Annotated in this window: 17 protein-coding genes; 11 read left to right on the forward strand and 6 right to left on the reverse strand. The window is 72.7% G+C overall.

The features are described from left to right. The first annotated feature begins 10 nt into the window (after positions 1-10). Positions 11-904, forward strand: a complete 894-nt coding sequence (sucD, locus tag Aeryth_RS03865) for a succinate--CoA ligase subunit alpha (protein WP_067854870.1) — start codon at positions 11-13, stop codon at positions 902-904. Between the two features lie 171 nt (positions 905-1,075). On the opposite strand, the gene Aeryth_RS03870 is transcribed toward sucD, so the two are convergent. Then, entirely contained in the window at positions 1,076-2,896 is a 1,821-nt protein-coding gene (locus Aeryth_RS03870) for a SigE family RNA polymerase sigma factor (RefSeq protein WP_067854873.1), read from the reverse strand. 69 nt (positions 2,897-2,965) lie between these two features. On the opposite strand from Aeryth_RS03870, the gene Aeryth_RS03875 reads away from it, so the two are divergent. The 4 genes from Aeryth_RS03875 (at position 2,966) to Aeryth_RS03890 (ending at position 6,835) form a co-directional block, all read left to right on the forward strand. After that, on the forward strand, positions 2,966-4,198 hold the full coding sequence (locus Aeryth_RS03875; RefSeq protein ID WP_067854875.1) for a cell division protein PerM: 1,233 nt from the start codon (positions 2,966-2,968) through the stop codon (positions 4,196-4,198). Next, positions 4,089-4,739, forward strand: a complete 651-nt coding sequence (gene purN / locus Aeryth_RS03880) for a phosphoribosylglycinamide formyltransferase (RefSeq protein WP_417864205.1) — start codon at positions 4,089-4,091, stop codon at positions 4,737-4,739. The genes Aeryth_RS03875 and purN overlap by 110 nt, the downstream gene beginning before the upstream one ends. Continuing rightward, on the forward strand, positions 4,736-6,292 hold the full coding sequence (gene purH / locus Aeryth_RS03885) for a bifunctional phosphoribosylaminoimidazolecarboxamide formyltransferase/IMP cyclohydrolase (protein WP_067854881.1): 1,557 nt from the start codon (positions 4,736-4,738) through the stop codon (positions 6,290-6,292). The genes purN and purH overlap by 4 nt, the downstream gene beginning before the upstream one ends. A 117-nt stretch (positions 6,293-6,409) precedes the next feature. Beyond that, on the forward strand, positions 6,410-6,835 hold the full coding sequence (locus Aeryth_RS03890) for a GNAT family N-acetyltransferase (protein WP_067854884.1): 426 nt from the start codon (positions 6,410-6,412) through the stop codon (positions 6,833-6,835). Positions 6,836-6,917: 82 nt separating this feature from the next. Here the strand turns inward: Aeryth_RS03890 and Aeryth_RS03895 are convergent, their stop codons facing one another. Beyond that, positions 6,918-7,535 (reverse strand): TetR/AcrR family transcriptional regulator, encoded by a 618-nt coding sequence (locus Aeryth_RS03895; RefSeq protein ID WP_083516238.1) that lies wholly within the window; start codon positions 7,533-7,535, stop codon positions 6,918-6,920. Between the two features lie 52 nt (positions 7,536-7,587). Then, positions 7,588-8,232, reverse strand: coding sequence for a TetR/AcrR family transcriptional regulator (locus tag Aeryth_RS03900; protein ID WP_144433655.1), 645 nt, complete (start codon positions 8,230-8,232; stop codon positions 7,588-7,590). Positions 8,233-8,379: 147 nt separating this feature from the next. Here Aeryth_RS03900 and Aeryth_RS03905 point away from each other — a divergent pair, with 147 nt between their 5' ends. The 3 genes from Aeryth_RS03905 to Aeryth_RS03915 all read left to right on the forward strand — a co-directional run bounded on the left by Aeryth_RS03905 (position 8,380) and on the right by Aeryth_RS03915 (position 10,578). Then, positions 8,380-9,243, forward strand: coding sequence for a bifunctional methylenetetrahydrofolate dehydrogenase/methenyltetrahydrofolate cyclohydrolase (locus Aeryth_RS03905; protein ID WP_067854895.1), 864 nt, complete (start codon positions 8,380-8,382; stop codon positions 9,241-9,243). Next, positions 9,240-9,524: a DUF3017 domain-containing protein gene (locus Aeryth_RS03910; protein ID WP_067854897.1), complete on the forward strand. Its 285-nt coding sequence runs from the start codon at positions 9,240-9,242 to the stop codon at positions 9,522-9,524. The genes Aeryth_RS03905 and Aeryth_RS03910 overlap by 4 nt, the downstream gene beginning before the upstream one ends. A gap of 70 nt (positions 9,525-9,594) precedes the next feature. Further along, entirely contained in the window at positions 9,595-10,578 is a 984-nt protein-coding gene (locus tag Aeryth_RS03915; RefSeq protein WP_067854900.1) for a M14 family zinc carboxypeptidase, read from the forward strand. 97 nt (positions 10,579-10,675) lie between these two features. Here Aeryth_RS03915 and Aeryth_RS03920 read toward each other — a convergent pair whose 3' ends face one another. Both Aeryth_RS03920 and Aeryth_RS03925 read right to left on the reverse strand, forming a co-directional pair. Next, positions 10,676-11,662 carry a malate dehydrogenase gene (locus Aeryth_RS03920; protein WP_067854905.1) on the reverse strand — a complete coding sequence of 329 codons (987 nt, stop codon included), beginning with the start codon at positions 11,660-11,662 and terminating at the stop codon, positions 10,676-10,678. Positions 11,663-11,771: 109 nt separating this feature from the next. Next, complete coding sequence (locus tag Aeryth_RS03925) at positions 11,772-13,370, reverse strand: catalase (RefSeq protein ID WP_083516239.1); 1,599 nt, start codon at positions 13,368-13,370, stop codon at positions 11,772-11,774. Positions 13,371-13,529: 159 nt separating this feature from the next. Between Aeryth_RS03925 and Aeryth_RS03930 the strand changes: the two genes are divergently transcribed. Both Aeryth_RS03930 and Aeryth_RS03935 read left to right on the forward strand, forming a co-directional pair. Then, a complete protein-coding gene (locus Aeryth_RS03930) occupies positions 13,530-15,746 on the forward strand; it encodes an NADP-dependent isocitrate dehydrogenase (protein ID WP_067854908.1) in 2,217 nt (738 codons plus the stop codon). A 1,195-nt stretch (positions 15,747-16,941) separates the two neighbouring features. Next, complete coding sequence (locus Aeryth_RS03935) at positions 16,942-18,147, forward strand: MFS transporter (RefSeq protein ID WP_067854910.1); 1,206 nt, start codon at positions 16,942-16,944, stop codon at positions 18,145-18,147. Positions 18,148-18,172: 25 nt separating this feature from the next. On the opposite strand, the gene Aeryth_RS03940 is transcribed toward Aeryth_RS03935, so the two are convergent. After that, positions 18,173-18,733, reverse strand: coding sequence for a TetR/AcrR family transcriptional regulator (locus tag Aeryth_RS03940; protein WP_067854912.1), 561 nt, complete (start codon positions 18,731-18,733; stop codon positions 18,173-18,175). 23 nt (positions 18,734-18,756) lie between these two features. Between Aeryth_RS03940 and Aeryth_RS03945 the strand changes: the two genes are divergently transcribed. Next, positions 18,757-19,719: an MFS transporter gene (locus Aeryth_RS03945; protein ID WP_083516240.1), complete on the forward strand. Its 963-nt coding sequence runs from the start codon at positions 18,757-18,759 to the stop codon at positions 19,717-19,719. Positions 19,720-19,746 lie beyond the last annotated feature (27 nt).

Genomic DNA, 19,746 nt, shown 5'->3' on the forward strand with positions numbered 1-19,746 from the left:
AGGGGCTGACATGTCGATCTTCCTGACCAAGGACTCCAAGGTCATCGTCCAGGGCATCACCGGCGGCGAGGGCTCCAAGCACACCGCCCGCATGCTGGCGGCCGGCACGAACGTCGTGGGCGGTGTCAACGCCCGCAAGGCCGGTACGACCGTCACCCACACCGACGCCTCCGGCGCCGAGGTGGAGCTGCCCGTCTTCGGCTCGGTCGCCGAGGCCATCGAGAAGACGGGCGCCGACGTCTCCGTCGCGTTCGTCCCGCCGGCGTTCACCAAGGACGCCGTCATCGAGGCCATCGACGCCGAGATCGGTCTGCTCGTCATCATCACCGAGGGCGTGCCGGTCCAGGACTCCGCCGAGTTCTGGGCCTACGCCCAGGGTAAGAAGACGCGCATCATCGGCCCGAACTGCCCCGGCATCATCACGCCGGGCGAGGCGCTGGCCGGCATCACGCCCGCCAACATCGCCGGCAAGGGCCCGATCGGCCTGGTCTCGAAGTCGGGCACGCTGACCTACCAGATGATGTTCGAGCTGCGCGACTTCGGCTTCTCGACCGCCATCGGCATCGGCGGCGACCCGATCATCGGCACCACGCACATCGACGCGCTCGAGGCCTTCGAGAACGACCCCGAGACGAAGGCGATCGTCATGATCGGCGAGATCGGTGGCGACGCGGAGGAGAAGGCGGCCGCCTACATCCAGGCGAACGTCACCAAGCCGGTCGTCGGCTACGTGGCCGGCTTCACCGCGCCGGAGGGCAAGACCATGGGCCACGCCGGCGCCATCGTCTCCGACGGTGCGGGCACGGCCCAGGGCAAGAAGGAGGCCCTCGAGGCCGCCGGCGTCAAGGTCGGCAAGACGCCGTCCGAGACCGCCGCCCTGATGCGCGAGATCCTCAACGGCTGACGTCCGCGTCCGCCCCGCCCGGGCCCCGACCTCCTCGTGAGGTCGGGGCCCGTGCACGTTGCGGGGCACCGTCCGGCCAGAGCTAGAGCCGGAGCCGGAGGCAGAGGCAGACGACGACGCAGCAGGGTCAGATCGCGATCACGAAGCCGCACCTGCGGGGGAGGAGACGGGTCAGCGGTCCTCGGCGTAGGCGAGGCGCTCGCCGGCGCGGCGCACGAGCGATTCCCAAGCCCGCTGGTCGACGTCGTAGTCGCCGACCGGCGTCATCGTCACCTGCGCGACCGACTTGCCGCGGCGCACGACGCCCGTGCGGATCACCTGGCGCTTGCCGTCGGAGACCTCGACGCTGATCCGCCAGGAGCGGCCCGAGAACCCGTCGCCCTTGATCGTGCTGCGCTGGCCGACCTTGGCCGAGAGGTTCTCGTCGGGGCAGTCGTCGATGTCCTGCGCGATGTCGTCGGCGAGGCTGCGGGCCTGGCCGTCCTCGTCGTAGGTGCCGACCGTCTCGGTCACGCCGAACTCGGCAGGGACGCCCACGGCGTCGGGGATGACGAACACGCGCGACGCGGTGCTGTCCAGCCCCTTGCGCCGGAAGCTGGCGTCGCCGCACTGGGTGGCCGCCGGGTTGTTGCGGGTCTGCAGCGGCTTGGTGCCCGACCAGACCTTGTCGATGTCGGCGACCGGTGGGAGGTCGACCGTGTCGAGGAACCCGGGCGCGCCCGACGTCTTCGGAGGCAGGGCGTCGACGACCTCGATGTCGTCGCTGCACCGGCCGCCGCTGTCGCGGCAGACGCGCTGGATCGAGGCGTTGAGGGTCGTCGCGAACGCGTCGATGTCGGGGCCCGCGTCGCCGGTGCGCTCGTGCACGAGCGTGCTCGTGACGCGGCCGGAGTGCGCGAGCCCGACGGTGAAGACCTTCTGCGGCGACCGGTGCGAGCGCAGCCGCAGGATCTGGAAGTCGCCGAACGGGCGCTTGACCACGAACGACCCGACGAGCTGGACACGCGGATGGCTGCAGCCGGCGTACCAGCCGAGCGTCGTCTCGTACGCCCTCGCCGCGGCCGCGTCGTTGCGCGAGACCTCGATCGACTCCGCGACGCGGTCGTCGTCGCCACCGCTGGCCGTGAAGGTGCGGACGAAGACGCGCAGCGGGTCGGGGTCGGCGTAGCGCTGCGGCGGGCAGGTCGCGTAGGGCGTGGTGTTGGTGGGGTCCTCGTCGGTGCCCTCGGAGGCCCAGCGTCGGGTCACGTCGATGCCGGCCACCTGACGGGTCGTCAGGAGGTTGTCGGCGGTGATCTCCCGGGCCTCGAGGACGAGGTCGGGCCGCTCGGCGCCGAGCTTCTCGCGGTACGGCAGCCGGGCCTGGGTCGCGAGCGCGTCGCCGTCGGTCGCGACGAGGCCGCCGGCCAGGACGGCGAGGACGGCGGCGGCCACCAGCAGCACCGTGTTGCGCTGACCGCCGCGGCGCGCGGTCGTGCGCACCTCGTCGGCCGCGGGCATGCTCAGCTGGCCGGTGACCGACCCGAGCGCCTTCAGGCGGGTCTCGAGCTCCTCCAGCGAGAGCCCCAGCCGCCGCTCGAGGCCGTCGAGAGCGGTCGTGACGACCTCGATGCCCTCCTCGGCGCCGACGCCCACCTCGCGCGAGGCCTGGTCGAGGTCGGTGTCGCCGAGGGTCAGCAGCACGATCAGCCGGCGGTCGTCGACGGGGAGGTCGTGCAGCGCGTCGAGCAGCGCGGTGTCGGCGTCCTCCTCGTGGCGACGGCGCAGCGGGTGGGTGCCGCGGCTGACGGCGGTGAGCTTCCACGCCTCCGTCCGCACGTAGGCGAGCGGGTCGCGCTGACGGATCTTCGTCCAGTTCCGCCAGGCCCGTCGGTAGGCGTCGACCGTGGCCTCCTGGGCCACCTGACGGTCGCCGGACATGGCGTACACGGCACGCAGGCAGGTGGCGGAGGTGGCCTCGTAGAAGCTCGTGAACTCGTCGGCGCGGGTCATCGAGCTGCCTCCTCGGGGATGTCGGCGTGGCTGGTCGGAACGTCATGACCTTACCGGGAGGATGGTCGGGTGAACTCGACCGTCACGACCCCACCCCTGCGTCCGGGTGTCCTCACCGCCGGGGTCTCGGCGCTCGTCGCGCTCGTCGTCGGGTCCGGCGTGGCCCTCCTGGCGGGGGTCGGGCTGGTGTCGGCGCTGCGCACCGGCGCCCGGTCGTGGCTCGTGCTGCAGGGTGCGGGCATCGAGCTGCAGGGCGCGACCCTGGGCCTCGTGCCGCTCGGCGGCGTGCTGCTCTGCGGTGCTCTCACGGCGCGGGTCGCGCGGGCGATGACCCCGGCACCCGTCGAGTCGCCGGGTGCCTTCGCGGCCACCGTCGCGGGGACGAGCGGCGTGGTGGCCGCAGTGCTCGCGAGCGTCTCGAGCACGCCGGAGATCGTCGTCAACCCGGCACGCGCCGCGGCCGCGGTCTTCGTCGTGACGGGGGTGTCGGCGGCGCTGGGCGCGACGATGCACCACGGACGGGCCGGCGACCTCTGGCCCGCGCCCTGGCGACGTCCGGAGGTGCGCGGCGCGGTCTCCGCCGGCGCGCGCGGCGCGGCCGTGCTGCTCGCCGCGGCGGGCGTCGTCGTGGTGACGCTGCTCGTGCGCCACGTCGAGCGCGCCGGACAGCTGTGGGCCCTGCTCGACCCGGGCGCCTCGGGCACCCCCGCCCTGGCCGCGATCTGCCTGCTCGCGGTGCCGACGATGGTCGCCTGGACCGCCTCGGTGCTGCTCGGGCCCGGGTTCGTGCTGGGGACGCAGACGTCCGTCGACCTCGCGGGTGCCCAGCTCGGCCCCGTCCCGGGGCTGCCGGTCCTGGCCGCGCTGCCGTCTCCCGGCACCTTCGGCGACTGGGTCGTGGTGCTGGGACTCGTCCCGGTGCTCGCCGGTCTCGTCGCCGGCTGGACCGTGCGCGCCGGTGCCGAGGCGCCGTTCGGACTGTCCGACCGGCCGGTGCTGGGCCGCAGCCTGCTCGGTCTCGCCGCAGGTGCGGCGGGTGGCGTCGTGGTCGGCGTGCTGGTCGGCGCGTCCGGCGGTGCCGTCGGTCCCGGACGACTGGCCGACGCAGGGCCGCCCGCCCTGACACCGCTGCTGGTCGCCGTGCCCGTGATGGCCGTGGGCGGTGCGCTCGGCGCGCTCGCGGCGCACTATCGTGACGCCCGTGCCCTCCGCCCCGAGCCCGACGCCGACGCGCGCCCGACTCGTCGTCCTCGTCTCCGGCTCCGGCACCAACCTCCAGGCGCTGATCGACGCGACGGCTGACCCGGCCTACGGCGCCGAGGTCGTCGCCGTCGGTGCCGACCGTGACGGCATCGAGGGCCTCGCGCGGGCGGAACGGGCCGCGATCCCGACGTTCGTCGAGAAGCTCGCGGACCACCCGGACCGCGAGGCCTGGGACGCCGCCCTGACCGCCCAGGTGGCGGCGCACGAGCCCGACCTGGTCGTCCTCGCCGGGTTCATGAAGCTGGCCGGTCCGCACTTCCTCGGACGCTTCGGTGGCCGGACGCTGAACACCCACCCCGCGCTGTCGCCGTCGTTCCCCGGCATGCACGGCCCGCGCGACGCCCTGGAGTACGGCGTCAAGATCACCGGCGCGACCCTGTTCGTCGTCGACGCGGGTGTCGACACCGGCCCGATCGTCGCGCAGGTGGCGGTGCAGGTGCTGCCCGACGACGACGTCGCCTCCCTCCACGAACGCATCAAGACCAGCGAGCGCCGCATGCTCGTCGACTCCGTCGGCGAGCTGGCCCGGCGCGGCTTCACCCTGACCGACCGCACCCTCACGCTCGGAGACCCCGCATGAGCACTCGACCGATCCAGCGCGCCCTCGTCTCGGTGTACGACAAGACCGGACTGGAGGACCTCGCCCGTGCGCTGCACGCGGCCGGCGTGTCCCTCGTCTCCACGGGCTCGACGGCCCGCACGATCGAGGCCGCAGGCGTGCCGGTGACGCCCGTCGAGGAGGTGACCGGCTTCCCCGAGTGCCTCGACGGACGCGTGAAGACGCTCCACCCGCGGGTGCACGCCGGCATCCTCGCCGACACGCGCCTCGAGGCCCACGTGGCGCAGCTCGCCGAGCTCGGCGTCGAGCCGTTCGACCTGGTCGTCGTCAACCTCTACCCGTTCCGCGAGACGGTCGCCTCGGGTGCGACGCCCGACGAGTGCGTCGAGCAGATCGACATCGGCGGTCCGTCGATGGTGCGGGCCGCGGCCAAGAACCACCCGAGCGTGGCCATCGTGACGTCGCCCGACGCGTACGGCGACGTCGAGGCCGCGCTGGCCGCCGGCGGCTTCACGCTGGAGCAGCGTCGCCGGCTCGCCGCCCAGGCGTTCGCGCACACCGCTGCCTACGACGTGGCCGTCGCCGAGTGGTTCGCCGCCGGGGGAGCGGGCGAGGGGTCGGCCGACGGCGACTGGCCCGCCTTCGCGGGCACGGCGCTGCAGCGCCAGGCGGTCCTGCGCTACGGGGAGAACCCGCACCAGGGTGCGGCGCTGTACAGCGACGGCACCGGCGGCCTGGCCGCCGCCGAGCAGCTGCACGGCAAGGAGATGAGCTACAACAACTACGTCGACACCGACGCCGCGCGGCGCGCCGCCTACGACCACGACGCGCCCGCGGTCGCGATCATCAAGCACGCCAACCCGTGCGGGATCGCCGTCGGCGCCGACGTGGCCGAGGCCCACGCCCGCGCGCACGCCTGCGACCCGGTCTCGGCGTTCGGCGGCGTGATCGCCACCAACCGGCCCGTCTCGGTCGCGATGGCCGAGCAGGTCGCCGAGGTCTTCACCGAGGTCGTCGTCGCGCCCGACTACGAGCCGGGGGCCGTCGAGGTGCTGCAGGGCAAGAAGAACATCCGCATCCTGCGCGCCGAAGGTGCCGACCGCGCCACGCGCGAGGTGCGCGAGATCTCCGGCGGCGCGCTCGCCCAGCAGCGCGACCTGGTCGACGCGCCGGGCGACGACGTGTCCGGCTGGACGCTCGTGGCGGGGGAGCCGGCCGACGAGGCCACGCTCGCCGACCTCGCCTTCGCCTGGACCGCCGTGCGCGCGGTCAAGTCGAACGCCATCCTGCTGGCCCACGGCGGTGCCTCCGTGGGCATCGGCATGGGTCAGGTCAACCGGGTCGACTCCTGCCGCCTGGCCGTGGAGCGGGCCGGGGAGGACCGCGCCCGTGGCTCCGTGGCCGCGTCCGACGCCTTCTTCCCGTTCGCCGACGGCCCGCAGATCCTCATCGACGCCGGGGTGCGGGCGATCGTCCAGCCCGGCGGGTCGATGCGCGACGACGAGACCATCGCGGCGGCCCAGGCTGCGGGCGTCACGATGTACGTCACGGGCACCCGGCACTTCTTCCACTGAGCCTCTGCACGAGGGCCCCGTGACCAGTCGGTCGCGGGGCCCTCGTGCGTCGAGACGCGGGGCGTGGCGTCCGGGCTCGGGCCTGGACGCTGCGGACGGCTGTGGCAGGGTCGGGCCATGGACGACGTGAGCGTGCGGAACGCCACCGCGGCCGACGTGGACGACCTCCTCGAGCTCTGGTCGCGCGCAGGTGAGAACGCCTCGCGGCCGGACGACCGCCCCGACCTCGTGCACGCCCTGGTCGAGCACGACCCGGAGGCCGTCCTGCTCGCCGAGCTGGACGGCCGGGTCGTCGCCACGATCATCGGCGGTTGGGACGGCTGGCGCGCCAACCTCTACCGCCTCGCCGTCGACCCGGCGTGCCGTGGCCAGGGCCTGGGTCGTCGCATGGTCGAGCTCGCGGAGGAGCGCCTGCGCCGTCTCGGGGCCGAGCGCGTCTGCGCCATGGTCCTCGACGACAACGAGGAGGGCCGTGGCCTGTGGCGCGCGTGCGGCTACGCACCGCAGGACGACTGGAGCCGGTGGGTCAAGCAGGCGCGCTGACGTTTCCGGGCCACGGCGGGGCAGCCCCGCCGTGGCCCGAGACGCCGTCTCGACACAGCCGCGGGACGACCGGGTGAGCGGCTCAGTCCTGCTGCGGCAGCGCGCGTCGCACCAGCTCGACCACGTGGCCGTGCAGGAGCGCGAGGACGCCGTCGAGACCGATCTCGCGGTCGGCGGCGGCCACGAGTGCCCCGGAGTAGAGCAGGCTGGCGCCGCGGGTCACCTCGACGGGGTCGGGCGCGCCCGTGGCGGCGACGATCGCGACCTGGCTGCCGAAGCACGCGTCGCGCATGGCGTGCACCGCCTCCCGCAGATGGGGTCGGGCGAGCGAGGCCAGGTAGACGTTCAGGTAGTGCGACGGGCGGTCGGGGGACAGCGTGCGCATCGGCGCGGTGAAGCGGTCCGCGGCCTCCTCGGGCGAGAGGCTCGTCCCGGCCTCGGGCACGAGTGCGGCCCACTCGTCGGTCCAGTGGGTGAGTGCCTCGCCGAACATGACGTCGACCAGCTGGTCGATCGAGGCGAAGTAGTACGACACCGTCGCGAGCGGCACCTGCGCGGCCTCGCTGACGGAACGGTGGGTGACGGCCTTGGTGCCGCCCTCCTCGAAGAGCTGTGCGGCGGCGGCGACGAGCTGGTCGCGGCGCACTCGGCTCCGCTCCTGGCTCAGACGTGCGCGGCCTCCGGGTACTGCCTCAGGCATGATTCTCTGTCTTTCGCGTGCGGGGTCCCCCTGGTGAACCCGCCCAGCGTAGTCAAGGGTTCAACTTCTCGCTGATGATCTGGGCAACCCCGTCGGGCCCGGCCAGCTCGGCCGCGACGAGACCGCGGATCGCCCAGTCCAGCTGCGCCGCCTCCTCGGCCTCCGTGTAGAGCCGCGCCTGGCGTCGCATCGCCGTGCCGACGATCAGGGTGAGCACGGTCGGCGCCACCCTCGAGGTGTCGGTGAGACCGAGGATCGACAGCCAGAGGGCGATCAGGCCCTCCAGGTCGCTCAGTGCCTCGCCGGCCTCCTCGCGCAGGGCGGGGTCGTGCGTGGAGGCCAGGTAGATCGACAGCTCGACCGCGACGGCCTCCGGTCCGCGCGCCGCGAACACGGCCTCGAACGTGGGCGCGACGGAGTCGAGGTCGACGTTCTCGGGCGGCGTCTCGAGGCCCGCGAGCGCGGCCAGCGTGCTGCGCCAGCGCGCGATGTGCTCGCGGAGGGCGTCGCGCAGGAGCTCCTCGATGGAGGCGAAGTAGTAGGTGGTCGTGGCCGGCGGCAGCCCCGCCCGACGAGCCACGGCACGGTGCGTCACCGCCCGGGCGCCTCCCTCGGCGAAGAGCGAGATGGCCGCGGTCAGCAGCTCCTCCCTCCGCAGTCGACTGCGCTCCTGCGTCAGCTGCGCACGCGTCGTCATGTCCACCTCTCCACGTCGCGTCCCGCGACGCGAGTCCGATCGCCGCGACGTCGTCCGTCGTCGGGCCTCCCCGTGGCCGAGTGTAGGGGGCCCACGGGCGCCGGGCCTCCTGTCGACGTGGGCCCGCCGCGTGACAGACTCGGCGACGTGACGGCGCAGATCCTGGACGGCAAGGCGGTGGCCGCGGCCATCAAGACGGAGCTCACCGGTCGCGTCGCGGCCCTGCGGGAGCGTGGGCTGGTCCCCGGCCTCGGCACCATCCTCGTCGGCGACGACCCGGGCAGCCGCTGGTACGTCGACGCGAAGCACCGCGACTGCGCGGAGATCGGCATCGAGTCGATCCGGGTCGACCTCCCGGCCACGGCCTCGCAGGCCGAGGTCGAGGCGGCCGTCGACCAGCTCAACGCCGACCCGGCCTGCACCCTCTACATCGTCCAGCTCCCGCTGCCCCGCGGCATCGACGAGAACGCCGTGATCGGACGCATCGACCCCGCGAAGGACGCCGACGGGCTGCACCCGACCAACCTCGGCTGGCTCGTCCTCGGCGAGCCGGCGCCTCTCCCGTGCACCCCGCGCGGCATCGTCGAGCTGCTGCGCCGCCACGACGTCGAGATCGCGGGCGCGCACGTCGTGGTCGTCGGACGAGGCATCACCGTGGGTCGGCCCATGGGGCTGCTGCTCACCCGGCGCAGCGAGAACGCGACGGTCACCCTCTGCCACACCGGCACACGTGACCTCGCGGCCGAGGTTCGCCGGGCCGACATCGTCATCGCGGCCGCTGGCGTCCCCGGCATCATCACGCCCGACATGGTCAAGCCCGGTGCAGCGCTGCTCGACGTCGGCGTGAGCCGCGACGATGCCGGCAAGATCGTCGGCGACCTCCACCCCGGCGTCCACGACGTCGCCGGCTGGGTCGCCCCGAACCCCGGCGGGGTCGGTCCGATGACGCGCGCGATGCTGCTCAGCAACGTGGTCGACGAGGCCGAGAAGCGCGTCGCGGACGTCTCGTGAGCCCGGTGCTCCCGCGCAGCCGAGGGTCGCAGATCTACCTCTGCCTGCTCGTCGGGGTCGGGGTGGGGCTCGCGCTCGTGGGTGTCGGGCACTGGCGCGCCGGCCTGCTGGTCGTCGGCGTGACCTTCGGGCTCGGTGGTCTCGCCCGCGCGGTGGTGCCGCAGGACCACGTCGGCATGCTGCGCGTGCGCGGGCGCACCTTCGACATCGTCTGGCTGACGCTGCTCGGCGTGAGTCTGGCGGTCCTGGCGCTCGTCGTCCCGCCGGGCCCGCCGGCCTGACCGCTCGGCCACCCCGGCGCGTCTGGTGCGTCGACGCGCGTCTCGGTCCGCGGGGGCCTACCGTGGGGCGATGAAGCACGTCGTCGGGCGCGTCCCGGTCCGGTCCCTGGTCCTCGTGACCGTCCTGTCGCTCGGCGGCACCGCACTCGCGACGTCGGCCGCGTCGGCCCTCGGGCGCGACGTGCCGGACCCGTCCGAGCCGGCGGTCGAGGCGACGTCGACGACCAGCCCCACACCGACGGTCTCGCCGACGCCGACCGCGAGCCCCACCCCCAGCCCGACGGCCTCGCCGACGCCCACCGCGTCGCCCACGCCGAAGCCGACCGCCACGCCCAAGCCGACGCCCAAGCCCAAGCCGACCCCGAAGCTCATCACGCGCAGCGCCGTCCTCGGGACGACCGTGCAGGGTCGCAGGATCATGGGGTACTACCGCGGCTGGTCGCACACGACGCAGAAGCGCACGCTGGTCGTGCTCGGGCAGATGCACGGCGACGAGAAGGCCGGCCTGCAGACCGCCGACTGGGTCCGGCGCAACGTGAAGCCCACCAAGGGCAGCGAGATCTGGGTCATCCCGACCATGAACCCCGACGGCAACGCCCGCGGCACGCGCACGAACGCTCGCGGCGTCGACCTCAACCGCAACTGGGGCACGAGCGGCTACCGATCGAGCGGCAAGGGCACGCGCACCTGGGGTGGCCCCCGGGCGGCGAGCGAACGGGAGACGAAGGCCGTCGCGGCGTTCCTGCGTCGTAAGCGACCCGACTACATCGCCTCGGTCCACCAGCCGTTCGGCGTCGTCGTGCGCACCGACAAGGACCGCGGGTGGGAGCGACGCCTCGCCGACGCGCTCGGCCTGCCCATCCGCGAGGTCGGCGTCGGGACGCCGTCCGGCCTGACGAGTCCCACGCTCACGGGTTGGTACAACCGCTACTACGGCCGGCACGGCACGGCGACGACGCTGGAGTACCGGGCGTCGGTCAGCAGCGCCTACGCCGGACGCCGGGCCGGCCTGGCCATCACCGGTGCCGCGCGGGTGCGAGCCCGCCTGGGCTGACGGGTTGGGCTGACGGGCTGGTCTGAGACGGACTGGCCCGAGACGTGCTGGACTGAGCCGCGCCCCGCCGCGCGGACGAATGCGCGGTGCGGCTCGGTCAGACGAGCCCGAGCGCCGTCACCGCGTCGCGCTCCTCGACGAGCTCGGCGGCGGTCGCGTCCATCCGGGACCGGCTGAAGTCGTCGATCTCGAGGTCCTGCACGATCGACCAGTCGCCGTCGTGCGTGGTGACCGGGTAGGAGTACACGAGACCCTCGGGGATCCCGTAGGAGCCGTCCGAGCGCACCGCCATCGAGACCCAGTCGCCCTCGGGGGAGCCCTGCAGCCAGTCGCGGGCCGCGTCGATGGTCGCGGAGGCGGCACTCGCCGCGGACGACGCGCCGCGCGCCTCGATGATCGCGGCGCCGCGCTTGGCGACCGTGGGGATGAACGTGTCCTCGATCCACGCCTGGTCGTCGACGACCTCGGCCGCGTTGCGTCCGCCGATCTCGGCGTGGAACAGGTCGGGGTACTGGGTGGCGGAGTGGTTGCCCCAGATCGTCATGCGGCGGATGTCGGCCACGGCGCTGCCGGTCCGGGCTGCCAGCTGGCTGATGGCCCGGTTGTGGTCGAGCCGGGTGAGGGCGCTGAACCGCTCCGCGGGGATGTCGGGTGCGTTGCTCAGCGCGATCAGCGCGTTCGTGTTCGCCGGGTTGCCGGTGACCCCGATCCGCACGTCGTCGGCCGCGACGTCGTTGAGCGCCTTGCCCTGCGCCGTGAAGATCGCGCCGTTGGCCTCCAGAAGGTCGCCGCGCTCCATCCCCTTCGTCCGGGGGCGGGCCCCGACCAGCAGGGCCAGGTTCACGCCGTCGAACACCTCACGCGGGTCGTCGCCGATCTCGACCGAGTGCAGCGTGGGGAACGCGCAGTCGTCCAGCTCCATCACCACGCCCTCCAACGCCTTCAGCGCCGGCGTGATCTCGAGCAGTCGCAGCTGCACGGGCGTGTCGGGTCCGAGCAGGTCGCCCGAGGCGAGGCGGAAGAGCAGGCTGTAGCCGATCTGGCCGGCGGCGCCGGTGACGGCGACCTTGACGGGGTGGGTCACGTCGGGGTGCTCCTTGTGGGAGAAGGGTGCGGCGGGGTCTGTGACGAACGTAACGCAGCGGCCCACCCGTGCGCACGCGGGCGGGCCGCTGCCGGCCGTCGGTCCTCGCTCAGCCGGCGTGCGTGCGCGTCTCCACGAGCGCGTTGGCCACGAGGTCCTTCGCCTGGTCGTCCTCGCCGCCCGGGTTGTCGCCACCCAGGCCCGCGCGCACGAGCTCCTCGATCTGCTTCGCCGTCGCCTCGTCCACGTGGCGCCAGTAGTCCAGGGCCCGCTCCAGCACCTCGCCGGTCACGCCGCCCAGCAGGTGGCCAGCGACCGTCTCGACGAACCGCTCGCGCTGCGCGTCGTCCCAGACCTCGCGCACGAGGGCCCCGGCCTGGCTGAAGTCGTCGTCGTCCGGGCGCAGCGTGTACGCCTGGCGGATCATCGGACCGTCGGCCTCCCACCCGTCCTCGACCACGCCCACCTCGTCGCTGTAGCCACGACCCTCGCTGTTCGGGGCGTACACCGGCTGGTCGCCGCTGTGGTCGTAGGCCATCGGACCGTCGAACGTGTACGTGTTGTGGTGCTGCACGTTCTTCGGCCGGTTCACCGGGAGCTGGTGGTAGTTCGGGCCGATCCGGTAGCGCTGCGTGTCGGAGTAGGAGAAGACGCGACCGAGCAGCATCTTGTCGGGGCTGAACCCGATGCCCGGCACCACCGCCGACGGCTCGAACGCCGCCTGCTCGATCTCGGCGAAGAAGTTCTGCGGGTTCCGGTCCAGCGTCATCGTGCCCACCTCGACGAGGGGGTAGTCCTCGTGCGGCCACACCTTCGTGAGGTCGAACGGGTTGAGCCGGTAGGTCTTCGCGTCCTCGTAGGGCATCAGCTGGACCGACAGGCGCCACGACGGGTAGTCGCCGGCCTCGATCGCCTCGAACAGGTCGCGCCGGTGGAAGTCGGCGTCGTGGCCCGCGATGCGGTCGGCGTCCTCACCGGTCAGTCCCTGCACGCCCTGCTGGCTGTGGAAGTGGTACTTCACCCAGTGCTTGTCGCCGGCGGCGTTGATCCACAGGAACGTGTGCGAGCCGTAGCCGTTCATGTGCCGGTACGAGCGCGGGATGCCGCGGTCGCCCATCAGGTACGTCACCTGGTGCGCCGACTCCGGGTTCAGCGACCAGAAGTCCCACTGCATGTGGTTGTCGCGCAGACCGTTCGCGCCGCGCCGCTTCTGGCTGCGGATGAAGTGCTGGAACTTCATCGTGTCGCGCACGAAGAAGACCGGAGTGTTGTTGCCGACGAGGTTGTAGTTGCCCTCCGTCGTGTAGAACTTCAGCGCGAACCCGCGCGGGTCGCGCCACGTGTCCGGCGAGCCGTGCTCGCCCGCGACGGTCGAGAACCGCGCGAGCATCTCGGTCTCGACGCCCGGCTGGAACAGCGCCGCCTTCGTGTACGCGGACACGTCCTCCGTCGTCACGAACGTGCCGAACGCACCCGAGCCCTTCGCGTGCACGTTGCGCTCCGGCACCCGCTCACGGTTGAAGTGCGCCATCTGCTCCAGCAGGTGACGGTCGTGCAGCAGGATCGGGCCATCCGCGCCGAGCGTCAGGCTGTTGCGGTCCGAGACCGCAGGTGCGCCGGTCTCCGTCGTCGAGCCCTTCTGCGCCTCGGGCGTCGGCGCGGTCGCGATGGCGGTGCCGTCGTCGGGCTGGGGGATCTCGTGCGTCATGCTCACTCCTCGGGCGTCGGTGTCACTCCCACCGTCTCCCGGATCCGCGAGTCCCGCGACCGCGCGACGGCACCCCCGCCGGGCCGATGTGGTGACGCGGCTCGCACGGGATATCTTGAGGTCGAGAGACTTTCGGTCGACCCTGAGGAGTGGCCCGCGATGGCCAAGATCATCTACACGCACACCGACGAGGCCCCGCTGCTGGCGACCTACTCGTTCCTCCCCGTCATCGAGGCCTTCGCCTCGACGGCCGGCGTCGAGGTCGAGACCCGCGACATCTCGCTGTCCGGTCGCATCCTGGCCGCGTTCGCCGACGTGCTCCCCGCCGACCAGAAGGTCGACGACGCGCTCGCCGAGCTCGGCGCGCTGGCCAAGACGCCCGAGGCCAACATCATCAAGCTGCCCAACATCAGCGCCTCGATCCCGCAGCTCAAGGCCGCGGTCAAGGAGCTGCAGGAGCAGGGCTTCGACCTCCCCGCGTACCCGGACAACCCGACCAGCGACGCCGAGAAGGACACCAAGGCGCGCTACGACAAGGTCAAGGGCAGCGCCGTCAACCCGGTGCTCCGCGAGGGCAACTCCGACCGCCGCGCCCCCGCGTCGGTCAAGGCCTACGCCCGCAAGAACCCGCACTCCATGGGTGCCTGGAGCAGCGACTCCAAGACCGAGGTCGCCACCATGGGCGCCGACGACTTCCGCTCCAACGAGAAGTCCGTCGTCCTCGACGCCGACGACACCCTCACCATCCAGCACGTCGCCACCGACGGCAGCACCACCGTCCTCAAGGACGGCCTGAAGGTCCTCGCCGGCGAGGTCGTCGACGCCACCGTCATGCGCGCCGCCGCCCTCGACACCTTCCTCGCCGAGCAGGTCCAGCGCGCCCAGGACCTCGACGTCCTGTTCTCGGTGCACCTCAAGGCCACCATGATGAAGGTCTCCGACCCGATCATCTTCGGCCACGTCGTGCGCGCCTACTTCGCCGACGTGTTCGCGCAGTACGGCGACGACCTCGCTGCGGCCGGCCTCAGCGCCAACGACGGCCTGGGCGGCATCCTCTCCGGTCTCGACGCGCTCGACAACGGCGCCGAGATCAAGGCGGCCTTCGAGCAGCGCCTCGCCGAGGGACCGCGCCTCGCCTACGTCGACTCCGACAAGGGCATCACGAACCTGCACGTGCCGAGCGACGTCATCGTCGACGCGTCGATGCCCGCCATGATCCGCACGTCGGGCCACATGTGGGGCGCGGACGGCCAGGAGCACGACACCCTCGCCGTCATCCCGGACTCCAGCTACGCCGGCGTCTACCAGGCCGTCGTCGAGGACTGCAAGGCGCACGGCGCCTACGACCCGACCACGATGGGCTCGGTGCCCAACGTCGGCCTCATGGCGCAGGCGGCCGAGGAGTACGGCAGCCACGACAAGACCTTCGAGATCGAGACGGCCGGCACGGTGCAGGTCGTCGACTCCTCCGGCGACGTGCTCCTCGAGCACGACGTCGAGCCGCACGACATCTGGCGCGCCTGCCAGACGAAGGACGTGCCGATCCGCAACTGGATCGAGCTCGCCGTCACGCGGGCCCGCGCCACCGGCGCCCCCGCGATCTTCTGGCTCGACGAGACCCGCGCCCACGACGCGAACCTCATCGCCAAGGTCAACGCCTACCTGCCCGAGCTCGACACCGACGGCCTCACGATCGAGATCATGGCGCCGGCCGAGGCGACCACCTACTCGGTGGAGCGCATCCGTCGCGGCGAGGACACCATCAGCGTCACCGGCAACGTGCTGCGCGACTACAACACCGACCTGTTCCCGATCCTGGAGCTGGGCACGAGCGCGAAGATGCTCTCCGTCGTCCCGCTGATCAACGGCGGTGGACTGTTCGAGACCGGTGCGGGCGGTTCCGCGCCGAAGCACGTGCAGCAGCTCGTCAAGGAGAACTACCTGCGCTGGGACAGCCTCGGCGAGTTCTTCGCGCTGGCGGCGAGCTTCGAGCACCTGGCCACCACGGCCGGCAACGCGCGCGCCCAGGTGCTCGCCGACACGCTCGACCGCGCCACCGGCACCTTCCTCGACGAGGACCGCTCGCCGGGCCGCAAGCTCGGCACGATCGACAACCGCGGCAGCCACTTCTACCTCGCCCTCTACTGGGCCGAGGAGCTGGCGAAGCAGACCGAGGACGCCGAGCTGGCGTCCGCGTTCGCCGACGTCGCGGGTGCGCTGCGCGGCAACGAGCAGACGATCGTCGACGAGCTGCTCGCCGTCCAGGGATCGCCCGCCGACATCGGCGGCTACTACCGTCCGTCGGACGAGAAGGCCGAGAAGGTCATGCGTCCCTCGAGCACCCTCAACGAGGTCCTCGGCTCGCTCAGCGTCTGACCTGCCGCCACCGACGCCCCCGCGACCCCCTGGTCGCGGGGGCGTCGTGCGCCCGGCCCGCGGAGCGATCCGCTGGTCGAGTAGGCCGGCCGGCGACGGAGGAGCTCGTTCGGGCGTATCGAGACCACTTCAGGCGGTCGCTGGGGTTTGGCCCGCGCTGATCCGTTGCCGAGTGGTCTCGATACGCGGCACGGAGCTCCTTCGTCGCGCGTGCCGCTACTCGACCGGCGGAAGGGGCTCGCTGGTCGAGTAGTCGGGCTTGGCGAGGGACGAGCCTGAGCCCGACGTATCGAGACCATTCCAAGGTTTCGCTGGGGGTTGGCTCGCGCTGATCTGTTGCTGGGTGGTCTCGATACGCGGCGCGGAGCTCCTTCGTCGCGCGTGCCGCTACTCGACCGGCGGAAGGGGCTCGCTGGTCGAGTAGTCGACGCCGCGACGGAGGAGCTGGCGGAGGTCGAGACCACTCCGAGCGGTCGCTGGGGGTTGGCTCGCGCTGATCTGTTGCTGGGTGGTCTCGATACGCGGCACGGAGCTCCTTCGTCGCGCGTGCCGCTACTCGACCGGCGGAAGGGGCTCGCTGGTCGAGTAGTCGGGCTTGGCGAGGGACGAGCCTGAGCCCGACGTATCGAGACCATTCCAAGGTTTCGCTGGGGGTTGGCTCGCGCTGATCTGTTGCTGGGTGGTCTCGATACGCGGCACGGAGCTCCTTCGTCGCGCGTGCCGCTACTCGACCGGCGGAAGGGGCTCGCTGGTCGAGTAGTCGGCGCCGCGACGGAGGAGCTGGCGGGGACGTATCGAGACCACTCCGAGCGGGCGCTGGGGGTTGGCTCGCGCTGGGCTGTTGCCGGGTGGTCTCGATACGTCAGGACGAGCTCGCTGGCGCTCGCCGTCCTGACTACTCGACCAGCGGTGGGTTTTGCTGGTCGAGTAGTCGGCGCTGCGACGGAGGAGCTGGCGGAGGTCGAGACCACTCCAAGCTTTCGCTGGGGGTTGGCCCGCGCTGGGCCGTTGCCGGGTGGTCTCGATACGCGGCCACGGCGCTCCTTCGTCGCGCGTGGCCGCTACTCGACCAGCGGAGTGTCTCGCTGGACAAGTCGCCAGGTACCTTCACGGCGCGGCGACGACGGGAGCAGCGTCCGCATGACGTCGCCCACACCGGGAACAACACGCCGAGGGGCGGTGCTTGGCTCTTCACGTGACTTCTTCCGTGGACCTGGCAGCGCCCGAGACGAGCACCCCGCGCGCCGCGCACGTGGGGCTGGCCATCATCTCCCTCGCGCTCGGCGGCTTCGCGATCGGCACGACCGAGTTCGTCACGATGGGTCTGCTCAAGGAGATCGCCGCCGGCATCGACGAGTCGATCCCCACCACCGGGCACGTGATCACCGCGTACGCGTTCGGCGTCGTGGTCGGTGCGCCCGTCATCGTGGCCCTCGGGGCGCGGCTTCCGCGCCGTGAGCTGGCGGTCGGCCTGATCCTCGCCCTGGGCGTCGGCAACGCGGTCACGGCGCTGGCGAGCGGCTACGTGCCCGTGCTCGCCGCACGCTTCCTCGCCGGCCTGCCCCACGGCGCGTACTTCGGCGTCGCCTCGCTCCTCGCCGCCTCGCTGGTGCCGCCACACCGCCGCGGTCGCGCGGTCAGCCGCGTCATGCTCGGTCTGTCCGTCGCCACCGTGGCCGGCGTGCCGGCCGCCACCTGGCTGGGCCAGGAGCTCGGCTGGCGGGCCGCCTACTGGGCCGTGGTCGTGCTGGCGGTGCTGGCCGCGGCGATGATGCTGCTCTTCGTGCCGCACCAGGCGGCCGACCGCACGTCCAGCATCCGCGGCGAGCTGTCGGCGCTCAAGCGTCCGCAGGTGCTGTTCGCCGTGTCCGCCGGCATGGTCGGCTTCGGGGGGCTGTTCGCCATGTACAGCTACGTGGCGCCGATCGTCACCGACGTCACCGGCCTCGCGGACTCCTCGATCCCCTGGTTCCTCCTGGCCTTCGGCATCGGGTCGGTGCTCGGCTCGTGGCTGGCCGGACCGCTCGCCGACTGGGACGTCCCGCGGCTCGTGATCTGGGGCTTCGTGGCGACGATCGCCGTGCTCGTCGTCTTCCACCAGACGGCAGGGCTCGTCGTGCCGGCCGCTCTCGGCATCTTCGCGATCGGTGCCCTCGGCAGCCTCGTGGCCATCGGCCTGCAGATCCGGCTCATGGACGCCGCAGGCGACGCGCAGATGCTCGGTGCAGCGCTCAACCACTCGGCGCTGAACATCGCCAACGGGCTGGGTGCCTGGCTGGGCGGCGTCGTCATCGCCGCCGGCTACGGGTACCGCGCCCCGAGCCTGGTCGGCGCCGCGCTGGCGGTCGCCGGGCTCCTGATCTTCCTGGCGGGCCTGCTGGCCCAGCGCCGCACCGTCTGACGCGACGGCGAGGGCCGCGGTCGGCTCAGGCCGCGCGCACGAGGGTGGCGGCGACGGCACGGGCGACGTCGGTGCTCCGTCCGGGGGTGCGCAGACGCATCGCGAGGTCGCCGGTGACCACCAGGAGGAGCTGCTCACCGAGCTGCTCCCCGCGACCAGGCGCGACCTCCTCGGCGAGCTCCGCCAGCCGGTCGCGCAGGTGCTCGGTCTCGAGCCGGAGTGCCGCGGCGAGCTCCGGCGGTGGCGACACGTGCTCCGCTGCGGTCCCGAGGAACGCGCACCACCGGGAGCCGAGCGGCCCGTGGCGGAACGTCTCGAGCGCATCGAAGACGGCGAGGAGCCTGGCCTGCGGCGTGGTCTGTCGCTCGACCGCGTCGTCCCAGGTCTGGGTCCACGCCCGGTGGCGACGTTCGAGTGCTGCCGCGAGCAGGGCCTCCTTGCTCGCGAAGCCTCGGTAGAGCGTGGCCGCGGAGACGCCGGCCCGGGCGAGGACTGCGTCGACCGGCGTCGCCGCCACGCCGCCCGTGAAGAACAGCTCGTCGGCGGCGTCGAGCAGCCGGGTCTCCGTCGAGGTGCGCAGGGCCATGGAGCCAGCCTAGACTCACGAAAGTGAAACGTACGTTTTCGTTATCCGTCCTGCTCGTGCCCGGCGGTCTCGCCCTCGTGGCCGCGACCTACGGTCTCGTCCGGCTCGCGACCGGGCTCTACCTGCCCGACGTCCAGGACGAGCTCGGACTGGGCACCGCGGCCGCGGGACTGGTGTCGAGCGGCGCCTCGCTGGCCTACTGCCTCGGCGCGCTCCTGGGGCTGGTGCTCGCCACGCGGCGGGCCCGCACGCTCGTCGTCGTCGCCGCGCTGACGGCCGGGGGAGGGGCCCTCGGGCTCTCGGTCGCCCCGGACGCCCCGACGTTCGCCGTCCTCGCGGTCTCCGCCTCGGTGGGCGCCGGGGTGGTGTCGCCGGCGCTCGTGGAGGTCCTGCGACGCGACCCGGTCGTGGCGGGCGACCCGTCCGCGCAGTCGACGGTCAACGCCGGCACCGGGCCAGGGCTCGTCGTGGCCGGCGCGCTGGCCCTCACGCTGCTCCCGGACTGGCGCGCGGCGTGGGCGTGGTCGGGTCTGCTCACGTTCGCCGTCGCGGCGCTCGTGCTCCTGGCCGCGCGGGGTGGAGGGACGGGGGAGCAGGCCCCGAGCGTGACGTTGCCGCGCTCCTGGTGGTCGGCGCACCGGCGCGTGGTGGCCGCCAGCCTGCTGCTCGGTGCCGGTTCCGCCGCAGTGTGGAGCTACGGTCGCGTGGTGGTCCTCGAGGCGGGTGGAGGGACCACCACGTCGGTCGTCGCCTGGATCGCGCTGGGCGTGGGCGGGACCGCCGTCGTCGCCACCGCAGGCCGGCTGGGCCGGCGCTCTCCACGCACCGTGTGGGCACTCACCTGCGGCGTCACCGCGGCCGCGACGCTCGCGCTCGGGCTGGGGTCCGGCTCGGCGGTCGTCGCCGTCGTCGCGTGCGCGGTGTTCGGGTGGGGCTTCGTCGCCGCCACGGGCGCACTCATCGCCTGGACGCTCGACGTCGACTAGGGGCGCGGGGCGTCGGGGACGGCGCTG

Source organism: Aeromicrobium erythreum, assembly GCF_001509405.1.
Lineage (GTDB): Bacteria > Actinomycetota > Actinomycetes > Propionibacteriales > Nocardioidaceae > Aeromicrobium > Aeromicrobium erythreum.